This window comes from Vibrio sp. 03-59-1 (assembly GCF_013114135.1).
Lineage (GTDB): Bacteria > Pseudomonadota > Gammaproteobacteria > Enterobacterales > Vibrionaceae > Vibrio > Vibrio cortegadensis.
This window is the reverse complement of record NZ_VTYA01000004.1, coordinates 276,324-290,888: the sequence shown is the minus strand read 5'-3', so window position 1 is coordinate 290,888 and position 14,565 is coordinate 276,324. Positions and strand designations below refer to the sequence as shown.

The window sequence follows — 14,565 nt, the reverse complement described above, 5'->3', positions numbered from 1 at the left end:
GTTCACAAAAATGGCGGTAATGATACCAATTTAATGGCCTTTCTTACAGGGCGATAGTAGGAAATTTTGCCATTTAATGTGTCCGATAATACTTACAAGAGAGTGGCTATTTATTCAAATGCCGTTACTATTTATTAAATTTAAAACTATGGGTTAAAACATGTCAGGAAATCTATCCGAATTAGACCTCACTCCAAATCAAATGCTAGGCAAACTGGATGTCTTCATGCAAAAAATAGCAGATTTGGGAGAACAGATCGGTATTGACTTAACCTTTGCTCAATCTGACCATATTGCGTTAAGAATTAATGAGTTCCATGTCGCTAAGTTAGCACATCACGCGTGGTTAGAGCATGGAAACGTGATTTCTGAAGCGATTATAAATGGTCGACCGATTATTGTTCTTGAATTCAATCAACCGCTGAAGAGTTTAGGCTGGAGTATTGAATGTTTAGAGTTGCCATATCCTGCTGAAGGAAAAGTCTACGAGCAGCAAGATTGGGAACATGTGGAGTTTGTTATTCCATCGCATGCACAAACGGCAGACGAGTATTTAGATGATTTGAAACAGACCTATCCTCAATTCGCTCTGAACTGGGATAAGTTGGGCGATTTAGGCATCAAAACGAAATTGTCGAGCCCTAAGGGAGAAGGCGAACGTTTGAACAATCCAACCGTCGCTTTTAAGCATCAAGGTATTTGTATCAAACTGCATCCACATTCACTTAAAAAGATTGTGGAGTCAGAGCAAGAATAATTCGGCAGTAGTTAGATAGAAACCAATAAAAAAGGTCGAGAGTAAGTCCCGACCTTTACTTATTTAGTTGTCGCCGAATTATAGAATTACCGTCTTATTGCCATAAACAAAGACATGATCATTCACGACTTTAGTTAAGGCTTTGCTCAGTACATTCTTTTCAACATCGCGTCCAGCTCGCGCCATATCTTGAGCGTTGAAATTATGATCGACAGGAATCACGTCTTGCTTAATGATTGGACCTTCATCTAGATCGTTGGTTACGAAGTGAGCGGTAGCCCCTATGATCTTAACACCACGCTCATAAGCTTGTAGGTAGGGTTTTGCACCAATGAAGGCTGGCAAAAAGCTATGATGGATATTGATGATTTTGTGGTTGTATTTTTCGACAAAACTTGGTGTCAATATACGCATATATTTGGCTAACACTAAATAATCGGCATTGTACTGATCAATGACCTCAAACATTTTATCTTCGTGCTCTTCTCGATTTAATCCTTCATGAGAAACACAGTGGTATGGAATATCAAAACGCTCAGTAAGAGATTGAAGCGTGTCGTAGTTACCCACAACCGCAGCAATGTCTACATCTAAACTACCATCGAAATTCTTCATCAGAATATCACCTAGGCAGTGAGACTCTTTGGTGACGAGAATAACAACACGTTTACGTGAGGAATCAACCAGCTTTCTTTGAGTGTTTTGAGGTAAGGCTTGATCTAAATCCGCAAGAAAAGTTTCATCGTTAAAGAATCCTTCCAGTTCTGTACGCATAAAGAAGTGGCCACTGCTGTTATCAACGAATTCATTATTATGGATAATATTGAGTTGATGTTTGTAACAGATATTGGTGATTTTTGAGATTAACCCCGGAGCATCAGAGCAGTGGGTTAACAGTGTTTTTTTTTCCATTTGATCTTACTTCCATGCAATATTTTTTTTGGACTAAAAACTAATTCCAAGCGCTTCGAACGGTGAAGCATGCCGCAATATAAGAGCTATAATTAATCTATTATCAATATAGTTTCAACAAAATATCTAAGCAGAACGCTTGTCTTGGGATTATTTTCGATAGTTTTGTTGTTTCTGATACTCCTAATATGATGCATTAAGGCGGAACTTATGGATAAAGAGCTACTAGCACGAAAGTTATACAGTGAACGAGTCTGCGAACTGTTAGGTGAAAATGAAGTTGATGAAACAGTGTTGTCTGAGATGTGGGAAAACAAGGCCTCACCTTCTGATGCTGCAAAAGCGATGATGGATGACAGTGGTTTTGACGGACCGGCTTGGTTGTCACGTTACTTGAAACGAAAATAGAGCGGATTCACATCGTTTTGTAAACCATACTTTTTTAATTACGAACACCTTCCGGTGCGGAGTCAATCTGATTCGCACCGGCTCACTAAAACTGACATAATCCCCTCAACTTTTTATTTCCTGCTGCTATTTTTCTATGATCTCTAAAACTTTTTCTGAGAGTGGTGCTCTAGGCAAAGCAATACCTGGTTTTCAACCTCGTCAGTCCCAATTGGACATGGCTGAAGCGGTGGCGGCTGCCATTAAAGATCAAACTCAGCTGGTGGTAGAAGCTGGAACGGGGACCGGAAAAACATTCGCCTATCTTGCTCCAGCCTTGCTCAGCGGTAAGAAAATAATTATCAGCACAGGGTCTAAAAACCTTCAAGAGCAGTTGTATCATCGTGATTTGCCTTTAATGGTGAGTTCACTCGGATTTTACGGCAAAGTTGCTCTGCTGAAAGGGCGCTCCAATTATCTGTGTTTAGATCGCCTTAGTCGTCAAATGGTGGAGAGCCACACCAACGAATCGGATCCTACTTTGTTAACTCAGTTGGTTAAGGTGAGGAGTTGGGTATCCGAAACCAAAACCGGTGATTTGGGTGATTGCGACGAGATTGCAGAAGATAGCCTCATTATTCCAACCATTACGTCCACTAATGATAATTGCTTGGGGAAAGAGTGCCCTAGCTACACCGACTGTTTTGTACTTAAAGCCAGAAAAAATGCGATGGATGCCGATGTTGTGGTAGTCAATCATCATCTATTTCTTGCAGACCTTGCGATCAAAGAGACGGGCTTTGGTGAACTGATACCAGAAGCGGATGTTTTTATTTTCGATGAAGCTCATCAACTTCCAGATATTGCGAGCCAATATTTTGGTCAATCTGTCTCCAGCCGACAAGTTCAAGAGTTGGCAAAAGATATCGAAATAGCCTATCGGACAGAAGCCAAAGACATGCGTCAATTGCAAAAGGTGGGTGACAGGCTTACTCAATCGGCTATGGATTTACGTATCGTTTTAGGTGAACCAGGTTTTCGTGGAAATTGGCGCGAAGCGTTAAATTCACCAGTGGTCGCGAGGGAATTGACACGCTTGCAAGATGCACTGGACCTAGCCGTTGATGTTCTCAAAATCGCCTTAGGTAGAAGCCAACTGCTTGATACTGCTTTTGAACGGGCGAATACGATAAAAGGTCGAATTAATCGAGCTTGTGATGTCTCCATTATGGGGTATTCATACTGGTTTGATACCACGCCACGCCACTTTAGTTTGCATATCACCCCACTGTCGGTTGCCGATAAATTTCATGAGCAGATTGAATTAAAACAGGGAAGTTGGATTTTTACCTCAGCGACGTTAGCAGTGTCTGATGATTTTAGTCACTTCACCTCGCGACTTGGATTAAAGCCAACCGCGCAGTTTTCGCTGCCTAGCCCTTTTGATTATCAGCAACAGGCGAGGCTATGTGTTCCTCGTTATTTACCCGAACCTAACAGTGTAGGGCTTGCCGATAAATTAGTTGAAATGCTTGCACCATTGATTGAAGAGAACCAAGGCCGCTGTTTCTTCTTGTGCACTTCCCATAGCATGATGCGAGAGTTGGGCGAACGGTTCCGTGACACCCTGACGATTCCTGTTCTGCTGCAAGGTGAAACCAGTAAACAGAAAACACTGGCGGAATTCATGGAGCTTGGTAATGCACTATTAGTGGCCACCGGAGCATTTTGGGAAGGTATAGATGTTAGAGGTGACACACTTAGCTGTGTTATCATCGATAAATTACCCTTTACGGCACCTGATGATCCTTTGCTAAAAGCAAGAATTGAAGATTGCCGATTGAAAGGTGGGGAGCCTTTTGCACAGGTTCAATTGCCCGATGCCGTCATCACCTTGAAGCAAGGGGTTGGGCGATTGATTCGAGATAAAACCGATCAAGGGGCTTTGATTATTTGTGATAATCGATTAGTGACGAGAGACTATGGTGGCACTTTCCTAGCTTCTCTTCCGCCTATCCCACGAACACGAGATTTAGGTGTTGTAAGAGATTTTTTAAGTGAGATCTCCACCACTGAAAATACAACTTTAGACATAACAGATAAATAACTTGAGATATTGATGAGCGCGAAAATTCTTGCTTTGGACACATCAACAGAAAACTGTTCTGTTGCACTTATGGTAAACGGACAGACTTACGTTCGTAGTGAAATCGCACCGCGAGACCATACAAAAAAGATCCTACCAATGGTGGATGAAGTACTCAAAGAAGCGGGTATTTCGCTGAACGATTTAGATGCACTTGCGTTTGGGCGTGGGCCAGGTAGTTTTACCGGTGTAAGAATTGGTATCGGAATTGCGCAAGGATTAGCGTTTGGTGCCGATCTTCCTATGATCGGAATTTCAACGCTTGCCGCGATGGCTCAAGGTACATACCGTGTGAATGGGCATACCAATGTTGCTTGTGCGATTGATGCTCGAATGAGTGAAGTTTACTGGGGACGTTTTACTCGTCAAGATGATGGTAACTGGGGTGTTGCGGATTCTGAATGCGTGATCCCTCCAGCGGATCTAGTAGAACACACTCAATCCGATTCATTAACTTGGGGTCACTCAGGTACTGGATGGGACGCATATAGCGACGAATTCTCTGGTTTAGCACTTCAACTTGAAAAAAGTGACGTTCTTTTCCCTGAAGCTCAAGATATTGCTTTCCTAGCGCAGTTCGAATGGGAAAATGGCAATACCGTTCAGGCTGAAGAGGCAAGCCCGGTCTATTTACGAGACAAAGTGGCGTGGAAAAAGCTTCCAGGTCGAGAGTAGTCTATATACTGTAAGTGAGGGCGAGCAAAACTTGTCTTCACTTTCATTTTCGACTTTAGTTAAAACTATAGCCGAGAGCTTTGCTGCATAGGGTATTTATGGCATCAATTAATGGCTTACCTCCTTCGATTGTCCCTAATACAAAGAAAACGACAAGAAAGAACGAGGTAAAAAAAGGACAAGGTAGTACTTCAGTTGGTCAACCAACTAAAGTGGCGAATGCTGTTGCCAACTCAATTAAACATGTCAGCGAATCTGATATCCGTGATGCTCAAATCCAATATGATCTTCCCCCTGAAGGTCGAGCAAGAAAAGCTATGGAACAGTATATGGGTGTGATGAACCAAGCAAAAAGAGAGGAACTTGCTCAGCTGCTTGGCGTCGATATATACATCTAATCACTTTTTATTTTATACATAGGCGATGATTATGCTTATTTCTCAATCCATTCGCAGTTGCTGCATATTACTCTTTTTTGCCATGCTTTCTGGTTGCTCTTCTTTACCTGCTGAGTTAGTTAGCCGGACGGAAACCCCGATTTTAACCTACCAAAACTGGCTTGATACTGATCCGGACACAAAGGCTGATATCCGCATTGGTGGCGTAATTGCGCAAGTAACGAATTTAGAAAACCGCTCTCGAATCGAAGTAGTGAACTTGCCACTTAACTCTGTAGGTAAACCCGATTTGGATGCGGAGCCAAAAGGGCGATTTGTTGCGTATGTCGATGGCTACCTTGAATCGCTTAGTTATGCTCAAGGCCGTCTCATTTCGTTGGTAGGAACCATTGATCAACCTGAATCTGGAAAAGTGGGAGAGTATGACTACACCTTTCCGGTCATGCAGGTTTATGGAAAGCGTTTATGGCGTGTAGAAGAGCGAGTTGTAGTTCAAGACGATATTATGCATTTACACTCTTGCCGTAGTTTATATTGCCGTAGCTTCAATTATGGGCCCAAACAAGGTCGTATTGTTCAAGAAGTAAAATAATGTCGTTTAAGAGTTAAGAGTTAAGAGTTAAGAGTTAAGAGTTAAGAAGCACGAGCCAATTGACGGCTTTCGCATAGCATATATAGCCGTAGGAATTTTTGTGTATCAGTCCACGCAGTACCCAACCGCCAGCGGATCAATCTCTGCCATTGAAATAGGGGAACCATCGACCGCGCTGGTAACCCTCGTCTTTATCCATGGTTGGCTAGATAATGCAGCCAGTTTTGTGAGTGTGTTTGAGCAACTTGCGTCTGTATCGCATATACACGCGATTGCTATTGATTTGCCGGGGCATGGTTTATCAAGCCATAAATCAGCATCCAGCTATTACCCCTTTCATGACTATATTGATGATATTTACCAAGTTTTGCACAAAATATCGCCAAACAAACTGGTGTTGGTGGGACATTCACTTGGTGCATTGATAGCAAGTTGTTATAGTGCCGCCTTTCCTGAACAAGTGGCGGGATTAGTTCAAATCGAAGGCAAGGGGCCTCTTTCTGAATCTCCTCAAAAGAGCGTACAGCGTATGCGAAATGGGGTTCTAAGTAGGCAACGACAACAGCGGAAGCCTTCTCGCCCTTTACGCAGCCAAGAAGATGCCATTATGCTGCGGGCACATGTCAATGAACTGCCACGTGAAACCATTGCACCTATCGTGAAGCGGGGAACCGTACTTAAAGATGGTCATTGGCATTGGAGTCATGACCAGCGGTTAAAGTGCGACTCAATATATCGAATGTCGCCTGAACATGCACAAGTCATTAACATGGCGATTCAATGTGAGCAGCTGATCATTCTCGGTGATAACGGTTTTGACTATTTGTTGAATGATAGCGACACCTTTCATAATGTTCGAGCGAAATTAGTTACAATTCCAGGTGGGCATCATTGTCATTTGGAATATCCAGAACGTGTTTCAGAGCTAATTCTTGGCTTAGTTAACAAAATTTAAACAAGTGTTTGAGTGTTTCGTGCTCAAGTGCTCCGGCTGTGCTGTAATAGTCTGCAATTGATTAATCGCGGCAATAAGACCGTCAGCCCAATTACGAGGAATTTTATTGTGGATAAACCTTGGCTAACACGCTATCCAAATGACGTACCAGAAACAATTAACCCAGATCAATACCATTCATTAATCGATATGTTTGAGCAGTCCGTACAGAAGTATGCGGATCAGCCAGCATTTATGAATATGGGTTCGGTGATGACTTTCCGTAAATTGGAAGAGCGTAGCCGAGCATTCGCTGCATATTTGCAAAATGATTTAAAATTGCAAAAAGGCGATCGTGTTGCGTTGATGATGCCAAACTTATTGCAATACCCAGTAGCGCTATTTGGTGTACTACGTGCGGGTATGATTGCAGTCAATGTGAACCCTCTTTACACCCCTCGTGAGTTAGAACACCAACTCAACGATGCGGATGCAAAAGCTATTGTGATTGTCTCAAACTTTGCAAGCACGTTAGAAAAAGTGGTGGATAACACGCCAGTTAAGCATGTTGTCCTGACCAGCTTAGGACAAATGCTACCAAGAGCGAAGGGAACCATCGTTGACTTTGTGGTGAAATACGTCAAAGGAATGGTGCCAAAATACGATCTTCCTGGTGCAATATCTTTCCGAAAAGCGTTACATAAAGGCCGTCGCCTTCAGTATGTAAAACCGTTCATGACGGGCGATGATATTGCATTCTTACAATACACTGGTGGCACAACTGGTGTGGCGAAAGGTGCAATTCTGACTCACCGTAATATGCTGGCAAATGTCCTACAAGCTAAAGGTGCATACGGGCCAGTGCTTACTGAAGGACGCGAAACCGTCGTCACGGCTCTTCCGCTTTACCACGTGTTTGCGCTGACGGTGAACTGCTTGCTGTTCATTGAGATTGGCGGTAATAACTTGTTGATCACTAATCCACGAGATATCCCTGGCTTTATCAAAGAGCTGCAAAAGAACTCTTTCACTGCGATTACGGGTGTGAATACACTATTTAATGCGCTAGTGAATAATGAAGATTTCCATGAGCTTGATTTTAGTAACCTGCGTTTGGCTGTTGGTGGTGGAATGGCAGTGCAACGAGCGGTTGCTGACCAGTGGAAGAAAATCACAGGTGGTTACTTATTAGAAGGCTACGGGCTGACAGAGTGTTCACCTTTAGTTGCCGCTTACCCTTATGATTTAACTGAATATAATGGATCGATTGGCTTACCGGTTCCTTCGACTGAAGTTCGAATTGTTGATGAAGAAGGTAATCATATTGGTAATGATCAAGTGGGCGAATTGCAGGTTCGTGGCCCGCAAGTGATGCAAGGTTACTGGCAGCGTCCTGAAGCAACTAAAGATGTGATCGATCAAGATGGCTGGTTATCCACTGGCGATATCGTGAAGTTTGATGATGATGGTTTCTTGCATATTGTTGATCGTAAAAAAGATATGATCTTGGTTTCTGGTTTCAATGTTTACCCGAATGAGATTGAAGATGTAGTTGCTCTACACGGCAAAGTGCTTGAAGTTGCGGCAATCGGTCAGCCACATGATGTTTCTGGCGAACTGGTGAAAATCTATGTGGTTAAACGTGATCCTAGCTTAACCAAAGAAGAGATTATCGCACACTGTAGAGAACATCTAACGGGTTATAAAATTCCTAAGATTGTTGAATTCAAAGAAGACCTACCAAAAACCAATGTTGGTAAGATTCTACGTCGCGTGCTTCGAGAAGAGAATGACGCGAGAATCGAGCAATCTTCAAAACCAGCGGCTTAGTTTTTATAGACAGATACCTTTATGAGTAGTGTCTATAGAGAAGCCTTTGTGTAGCGCGACGATTTGAGTAATAAGTACAACACGCTACATAGGTTTAATGATAAAATGCCGGCCGCTAATGCCGGCATTTTTTATTGCTCTTATACAGATAAGAGTTTCGAGAGAGTATTTGTGAATTACCAAATCATTACCGAGTTGAAAGATCTAGAGCGAGTTTGCCAACAAGCCCGTGAAGTTGATGTTGTGATGCTAGATACCGAGTTTGTCCGCACCAGAACCTTCTATCCAATCTTAGGCTTGATACAGTTATTTGATGGTAAAACCTTATCACTTATCGATCCGGTTGCTTTGGATGACATGACACCATTCGTTTCACTGCTGCAAGACACATCAGTTCTGAAAGTGTTGCATGCTTGCGGTGAAGATCTAGAAGTGTTCCAAAACTCATTTGGTTGCACGCCATTCCCAATGGTCGATACACAAGTGATGGCGGCATTTTTAGGCCACGGCTTATCGACAGGTTTTGCGACATTAGTGAATGAGTTTATCGGCATTGAATTAGATAAGAGTGAGTCAAGAACCGACTGGGTTGCTCGTCCTCTTACCACTCGCCAACTCGAATATGCGGCAGCGGACGTATTCTACTTAATGCCGCTTTATGAGAAGTTACTTGAAAAAGTAACCGAGGCAGGCTGGTGGGAAGCCGCGCAACAAGAGTCTGATTTATTGGTCTCTAAGCGAATCAAAAACATTGACCCTGAAATGGTTTATACCAATATCAAAGGGGCATGGCAGCTTACACCACAGCAACTGGCTATTCTGAAGCCGTTAGCAACATGGCGTTATCAAGAAGCGATTCGTCGTGATTTAGCGTTGAACTTTGTGTTTAAAGAGCAAGAACTGTGGACGGTTGCACGATACTCAATGAAGAACCAAAGACAGATGGAACAAGAAGGGATCGACCCTCGCTCTATTCGTCGCCACGGTGCAAAAATAGCGTCAATTATTAGTGCGGCAGAGCAAACGCCAGAAGATGAATATCCAGATGCTATTGAACGTTTGATGGACTACCCGGGCTACAAGCAGATTTTTAAAGTGCTTAAAGATGAAGTAAAGCGAGTGTCACAATCGTCAGGGCTATCACCAGAGTTTTTGGCTTCAAAGAAACAGCTAAATCAATTCTTGAACTGGGTTTGGAAGAAAAACCGAGATTCAGCGAAGTTGCCGGATGTGATGCAAGGTTGGAGATTGGAGATTTTAGGTCAACGTTTAGATAAGTTGCTTGAAGCTTAATTGTACTGAACCCAGAACATAAAAAAGGGTGAAAATGTCGATGACGTTTTCACCCTTTTTGTATCTGTGACTTTTAACGCATTACGTTATTTTGAACGTATTTACTCGCGGTACGCCAAATTACTTTTCGTCGTCTGGTAATTTAACATTCAGTTCTAAAACCGAAATGTCATCGCCTTTGTGCTCAAATGAAAGGTCAACCATTGATGGGTCAACGTCAACGTATTTAGCGATCACTTTAAGAATATCTTCTTTTAGTTGAGGCAAATAAGATGGTGCGGGATCATTATGACTACGGCGCTCTGCAACAATAATTTGCAGGCGTTCTTTCGCCAAGTTAGCGGTTGTCTTTTTTTGTGGACGGAAAAACTCTAATAATGACATGACAAATTAGCCCCCAAATAGTCGTTTGAAAATGCCTTTCTTCTCTTCAACTAGGAAGCGAAAATCTACTTGCTCACCCAATAGACGGGCAACAGCATCGTCATAGGCCATACCAGCATCAGATTGTTCATCAAAAATAACGGGCACACCTTTATTTGATGCATTGAGTACTGCTTGGCTTTCAGGAATAACCCCTAGCAATGAGATATGTAGGATCTCTTCTACATCTTCTACGCTAAGCATTTCACCTTGATTAACACGAGCTGGGTTGTAACGAGTTAGCAAGAGGTGCTGTTTAACAGGTTCTAACCCTTCCTCCGCTCGGCGAGACTTAGAATCAAGAATGCCCAAAATTCGGTCTGAATCGCGAACAGAAGAGACTTCTGGGTTAGTCGTGACGATTGCTTCATCAGCAAAGTATAGCGCCATTAACGCACCTTGCTCGATACCCGCAGGAGAATCACAGATAATAAAATCAAAGCCCATCTCATCCAGTTCAGCGAATACTCGTTTTACGCCATCTTTTGTCAGCGCATCTTTATCACGAGTTTGGGATGCAGGAAGAATGAAAAGATTCTCAGTGCGCTTATCTTTGATCATCGCTTGATTCAGAGTCGCTTCACCGTTGATCACGTTTACGAAATCATAAACAACGCGGCGTTCACAGCCCATGATCAAATCAAGATTTCGTAAGCCAATATCAAAATCAATTACCGCGGTTTTCTTGCCTTTTAAAGCAAGGCCCGATGCGATAGCGGCGCTGGATGTCGTCTTCCCAACCCCACCTTTACCTGACGTTACAACAATAATGCGTGCCATTATTTTATCCTTAATAATTTAAATACTGAGTACATCTAAATGGAGAACGTCATCAGTCATGCTTAGCATCACTTTTTTCTGCCAGTACTCACTTTCAATTTGATCGCTGAGCCAGTAATTTCCTGCAATGGAAACCAGCTCGGCTTGTAAATCGTTACAAATCACTTTTGCTTCTTTTTGACCGCTTGCCCCTGCGATAGCGCGACCACGCAACGTCCCATGAATGTGAATGCTACCATCGGCAATCACCTCAGCTCCGGCACTGACATGGTTCAAAATAACCAGATCGGCATCTTTTGCGTAAACTTGCTGGCCTGAACGAATAGGCGTTCGGACAATTTTTGTGGGAGCCATTTTTGCAGGCGCTTGTGAAGGCGTTTTGCTTGCCGTCATCACTGCGAACCCAGCTTCAGAGGCTAAGTTTTGCTCACGTTTATCTTTGCAGCCAGTAACACCAACAGGAATCATCCCAGCGTTGGTGATGCCTTGCTTCAGTTCCGCGAAATCAATATCGCCTTGAACTTTACTAATGTTTATCACAACAGGAGCAGAAGCGAAGAAAGAGGGGGCTTGAGCCACTTTCTCATTTAAAAAATCAACCGTACTAGCAACTTGATTATCAGATAAATGCAAAACTGATAGAGTAAAGCTGCTACCTTTTAGGTCTGGTGTAGTAGACATCGAAAACTTAAGACCTCAGTGGAATAGGCATTGCCTGAAACTAGGCATGTCATGTTATATTCCCAATTCAAGCACAGCAAGTTATCTTGTTGTCAAATGAACGTTTTATTCTCAAAATTGTATAAAGATTGAGAATTCATAAAGAATCTCTGTATTGGCAGAGAGAATTACTAAAGAAGGCTTGTCATGCTGTGTTCTATTTATAAAAGCTCAAAGAAAGAAGGTACATACTTATACATCCCCAAAAAGGATGATTTTTCACAAGTTCCTGACACTTTGATGCAGATGTTCGGCAAACCTAGCTTTGTTATGGTTATCAAGACGGAAGGCCGTACACTGGCCCAAGTTGATATCGAAAAGGTGAAAGAGTCGTTAGCCTCGGATGGCTACTTCTTGCAGTTACCACCACCGCCAGAAAACTTATTAGAGCAACACAAAGAACGAAAAGCGCAACAACGTAAGAGCTAAAAAAATGAAAGCTAATTAGCTTAAGGAGCCCGTTTGAAATCAGTACTGTCTATCTTGCTTAGTGTAGGGATCGCTAGTCTCTCAACAACTTCGGCCTATGCCGATAGCGATTCCGTAGAAAAACCCAGTTTTGAGCAATATGTTGAACAATTAAAACAGCAAGGTCGTGAGCAAGGGATCTCTGAGCAGATTTTGTCACAAGCGTTTGCTGACGTGACTTACAAACCGAGAGCAGTAACAGCGGATCGTAATCAGCCTGAAAAGAAGCTGACCTTAGATGAGTATATTCCACGAGCAGTGCCAGATTGGAAAGTTAAACAAGCGAAAAACCTTTATAAGCAGCACTACGCCGAACTGAAAAAGATTGGCGATGAATATGGGGTTCAGCCTCGATTCATTGTCGCGTTATGGGGCGTGGAAAGTAACTTTGGTAAATTTACCGGTAGTTATAACGTCATCGATGCATTATCGACTCTTGCTTATGAGGGGCGTCGTGAAGCCTTTTTCCGTAAAGAGACCATGGCAGCATTAACCATTCTAAATGAAGGCCATATTGAGCCAGAAAATTTGAAAGGTTCATGGGCTGGCGCGATGGGGCAACCTCAGTTTATGCCATCTTCATTTTTAGCTTACGCTGCTGATGGTAATGGTGATGGCAAAAAAGATATTTGGAGTAGCGAAGCGGATGTTTTCGCCTCTGCTGCCAGCTATTTAAGCCAATCGGGTTGGGATGATACTTATACGTGGGGAAGGCAAGTACGAGTGCCTCACTCCATCTCTACCGAGCTACAAGGTCGTGATGCAGAGAAGGCCAAAACGCTGGAAGAGTGGCAAGCGTTAGGTGTGACTCGTTATAACGGTAAGCCTCTTCCTAAGCTGGATAAGGCAGAAATTTTCGATAAGTAGTTATTCTACAATCAAAATTTCTAACGCCGTTATCGAGTATTTTAACAAGCTAGGATGACCAGTTATTTACTACGATTGGTATAATCATCCGCTAGATCGAAAACACCGCTCACTATTCATGGGCGGTGTTTTTTTTGTTTAAATCGCGGTTATTGCAGTTATTACTATTATCGCTCAGTCGCTGCTTTGAACTCGGAACAAGAACAAGTGACAGTAGCGATGAATCATAGATTTAACGGCGGTATTGCTCACAAGCGATCATGGTATTTTCAATCAAGCTCGCCACTGTCATCGGGCCAACGCCACCTGGAACTGGGGTGATAAAGCTGGCTTTCTCTTTCGCGACATCGTACTCAACATCACCAACTAGCTTGCCTGACTCTTGGCGGTTGATGCCCACATCGACCACAACTGCGCCTTCTTTAATCCATGCGCCTGGAATAAAGTTCGCTTTGCCGACTGCGACCACAACCACATCTGCTTGGCGCACATGGCTTTCAAGATCTTTGGTGAAACGGTGGCAAGTTGTTGTTGTACAACCCGCTAGAAGTAGTTCCAGCGTCATAGGGCGGCCAACAATGTTTGATGCACCAACCACAACTGCATGTTTACCGCGCAGATCAATATTGTAGCGGTCAAGTAGGGTGATGATCCCTTTTGGCGTGCAAGAACGAAGTTTTGGGATACGCTGAGCTAAGCGACCGACGTTATAAGGGTGGAAGCCATCAACATCTTTTTCCGGAGTGATACGCTCTAAGATATGTGTGGTATCAATGCCTGCAGGAAGAGGTAGCTGTACTAAGATGCCATCGATTTCAGGATCTTCATTGAGTTGGTCAACTAAAGCGAGCAGTTCACTTTCACTTGCCGTAGCAGGTAAGTCATAAGATTTTGAGACGAAACCAACTTCATCACAAGCTCTACGCTTACTTCCAACATAGACTTGTGAGGCAGAATCTTCACCGACTAAGACTACCGCTAGGCCGGGAGCTCGCAGTCCGGCTTCTCTTCGCGCTTTTACACGTGCGGCGACTTCCGAGCGAACCGTTTGAGAAATTAACTTTCCATCAATGTTTTGAGCAGTCATGACTTTCCTTAGAAAATGGTCTTGAAATTAGAGATGTTAATAATTTTTAGCGCATTGTGGCAGAAATTGTTTTTTATTTCCATTAAGCAATCGTTTGCTTTGTTCTATTTTTCATCACATAAGCACCAGTTGAGCTTTTTTTGGTCATTCAGATCATAATGTTAGATAAAAGCGTTGCTTTAGCTCTGTCATCTCGTATAATTCACCCCACAAAGCGCCCTTAGCTCAGCTGGATAGAGCACCTGCCTTCTAAGCAGGTGGTCACAGGTTCGAATCCTGTAGGGCGTACCATATTG

15 protein-coding genes, 1 tRNA gene and 1 pseudogene are annotated in these 14,565 nt (G+C 43.0%); 12 read left to right on the top strand and 5 right to left on the bottom strand.

The features are described 5' to 3' along the window. Positions 1–160: 160 nt before the first annotated feature. Positions 161–757 carry a VOC family protein gene (locus F0249_RS06065; RefSeq protein ID WP_136993964.1) on the top strand — a complete coding sequence of 199 codons (597 nt, stop codon included), beginning with the start codon at positions 161–163 and terminating at the stop codon, positions 755–757. Between the two features lie 78 nt (positions 758–835). On the opposite strand, the gene purU is transcribed toward F0249_RS06065, so the two are convergent. After that, the gene (gene purU, locus F0249_RS06060) at positions 836–1,669 is read right to left on the bottom strand and encodes a formyltetrahydrofolate deformylase (protein WP_113795851.1); all 834 of its coding nucleotides are present in this window, start codon (positions 1,667–1,669) and stop codon (positions 836–838) included. A 210-nt stretch (positions 1,670–1,879) separates the two neighbouring features. On the opposite strand from purU, the gene F0249_RS06055 reads away from it, so the two are divergent. The 8 genes from F0249_RS06055 to rnd all read left to right on the top strand — a co-directional run bounded on the left by F0249_RS06055 (position 1,880) and on the right by rnd (position 9,924). Further along, complete coding sequence (locus F0249_RS06055; RefSeq protein WP_017051330.1) at positions 1,880–2,077, top strand: hypothetical protein; 198 nt, start codon at positions 1,880–1,882, stop codon at positions 2,075–2,077. A gap of 136 nt (positions 2,078–2,213) precedes the next feature. Continuing rightward, on the top strand, positions 2,214–4,163 hold the full coding sequence (locus F0249_RS06050; protein WP_171756144.1) for an ATP-dependent DNA helicase: 1,950 nt from the start codon (positions 2,214–2,216) through the stop codon (positions 4,161–4,163). Between the two features lie 12 nt (positions 4,164–4,175). Further along, a complete protein-coding gene (gene tsaB, locus F0249_RS06045; protein ID WP_171756143.1) occupies positions 4,176–4,877 on the top strand; it encodes a tRNA (adenosine(37)-N6)-threonylcarbamoyltransferase complex dimerization subunit type 1 TsaB in 702 nt (233 codons plus the stop codon). Between the two features lie 98 nt (positions 4,878–4,975). Then, a complete protein-coding gene (locus F0249_RS06040; RefSeq protein WP_017051327.1) occupies positions 4,976–5,275 on the top strand; it encodes a hypothetical protein in 300 nt (99 codons plus the stop codon). Between the two features lie 25 nt (positions 5,276–5,300). Continuing rightward, the gene (locus tag F0249_RS06035) at positions 5,301–5,867 is read left to right on the top strand and encodes a Slp family lipoprotein (protein WP_113795855.1); all 567 of its coding nucleotides are present in this window, start codon (positions 5,301–5,303) and stop codon (positions 5,865–5,867) included. 100 nt (positions 5,868–5,967) lie between these two features. After that, on the top strand, positions 5,968–6,822 hold the full coding sequence (locus F0249_RS06030; protein WP_136993961.1) for an alpha/beta fold hydrolase: 855 nt from the start codon (positions 5,968–5,970) through the stop codon (positions 6,820–6,822). A gap of 108 nt (positions 6,823–6,930) precedes the next feature. Next, entirely contained in the window at positions 6,931–8,631 is a 1,701-nt protein-coding gene (gene fadD, locus F0249_RS06025) for a long-chain-fatty-acid--CoA ligase FadD (protein WP_017051325.1), read from the top strand. Positions 8,632–8,802: 171 nt separating this feature from the next. Next, on the top strand, positions 8,803–9,924 hold the full coding sequence (gene rnd, locus F0249_RS06020) for a ribonuclease D (protein ID WP_171756142.1): 1,122 nt from the start codon (positions 8,803–8,805) through the stop codon (positions 9,922–9,924). 120 nt (positions 9,925–10,044) lie between these two features. On the opposite strand, the gene minE is transcribed toward rnd, so the two are convergent. The 3 genes from minE to minC are packed head-to-tail and all read right to left on the bottom strand — an operon-like array spanning position 10,045 to position 11,808. Next, positions 10,045–10,308, bottom strand: a complete 264-nt coding sequence (minE, locus tag F0249_RS06015) for a cell division topological specificity factor MinE (protein ID WP_017051323.1) — start codon at positions 10,306–10,308, stop codon at positions 10,045–10,047. Between the two features lie 6 nt (positions 10,309–10,314). After that, complete coding sequence (gene minD, locus F0249_RS06010; RefSeq protein ID WP_017051322.1) at positions 10,315–11,127, bottom strand: septum site-determining protein MinD; 813 nt, start codon at positions 11,125–11,127, stop codon at positions 10,315–10,317. Positions 11,128–11,145: 18 nt separating this feature from the next. Further along, positions 11,146–11,808: a septum site-determining protein MinC gene (gene minC, locus F0249_RS06005; protein WP_017051321.1), complete on the bottom strand. Its 663-nt coding sequence runs from the start codon at positions 11,806–11,808 to the stop codon at positions 11,146–11,148. 186 nt (positions 11,809–11,994) lie between these two features. On the opposite strand from minC, the gene F0249_RS06000 reads away from it, so the two are divergent. After that, positions 11,995–12,276 (top strand): YcgL domain-containing protein, encoded by a 282-nt coding sequence (locus tag F0249_RS06000; RefSeq protein ID WP_017051320.1) that lies wholly within the window; start codon positions 11,995–11,997, stop codon positions 12,274–12,276. A gap of 69 nt (positions 12,277–12,345) precedes the next feature. Continuing rightward, positions 12,346–13,161 (top strand): annotated as a pseudogene (locus F0249_RS05995) (lytic transglycosylase domain-containing protein); the annotation flags it as partial. A gap of 253 nt (positions 13,162–13,414) precedes the next feature. Here the strand turns inward: F0249_RS05995 and folD are convergent. Beyond that, positions 13,415–14,269: a bifunctional methylenetetrahydrofolate dehydrogenase/methenyltetrahydrofolate cyclohydrolase FolD gene (gene folD / locus F0249_RS05990; protein WP_136993956.1), complete on the bottom strand. Its 855-nt coding sequence runs from the start codon at positions 14,267–14,269 to the stop codon at positions 13,415–13,417. 214 nt (positions 14,270–14,483) lie between these two features. On the opposite strand from folD, the gene F0249_RS05985 reads away from it, so the two are divergent. Then, a tRNA-Arg gene (locus F0249_RS05985) sits at positions 14,484–14,560 on the top strand. Positions 14,561–14,565 lie beyond the last annotated feature (5 nt).

What these genes read in the sequence shown, in the direction of transcription:
- F0249_RS06035 (WP_113795855.1), top strand. Translation starts at nt 5,301, where the DNA reads ATGATTATGCTTATTTCTCAATCCATTCGCAGTTGCTGCATATTACTC.
- minC (WP_017051321.1), bottom strand. Translation starts at nt 11,808, where the DNA reads ATGTCTACTACACCAGACCTAAAAGGTAGCAGCTTTACTCTATCAGTT.
- folD (WP_136993956.1), bottom strand. Translation starts at nt 14,269, where the DNA reads ATGACTGCTCAAAACATTGATGGAAAGTTAATTTCTCAAACGGTTCGC.
- minE (WP_017051323.1), bottom strand. Translation starts at nt 10,308, where the DNA reads ATGTCATTATTAGAGTTTTTCCGTCCACAAAAAAAGACAACCGCTAAC.
- F0249_RS06065 (WP_136993964.1), top strand. Translation starts at nt 161, where the DNA reads ATGTCAGGAAATCTATCCGAATTAGACCTCACTCCAAATCAAATGCTA.
- F0249_RS06040 (WP_017051327.1), top strand. Translation starts at nt 4,976, where the DNA reads ATGGCATCAATTAATGGCTTACCTCCTTCGATTGTCCCTAATACAAAG.
- tsaB (WP_171756143.1), top strand. Translation starts at nt 4,176, where the DNA reads ATGAGCGCGAAAATTCTTGCTTTGGACACATCAACAGAAAACTGTTCT.
- minD (WP_017051322.1), bottom strand. Translation starts at nt 11,127, where the DNA reads ATGGCACGCATTATTGTTGTAACGTCAGGTAAAGGTGGGGTTGGGAAG.
- F0249_RS06055 (WP_017051330.1), top strand. Translation starts at nt 1,880, where the DNA reads ATGGATAAAGAGCTACTAGCACGAAAGTTATACAGTGAACGAGTCTGC.
- purU (WP_113795851.1), bottom strand. Translation starts at nt 1,669, where the DNA reads ATGGAAAAAAAAACACTGTTAACCCACTGCTCTGATGCTCCGGGGTTA.
- F0249_RS06050 (WP_171756144.1), top strand. Translation starts at nt 2,214, where the DNA reads ATGATCTCTAAAACTTTTTCTGAGAGTGGTGCTCTAGGCAAAGCAATA.
- F0249_RS06000 (WP_017051320.1), top strand. Translation starts at nt 11,995, where the DNA reads ATGCTGTGTTCTATTTATAAAAGCTCAAAGAAAGAAGGTACATACTTA.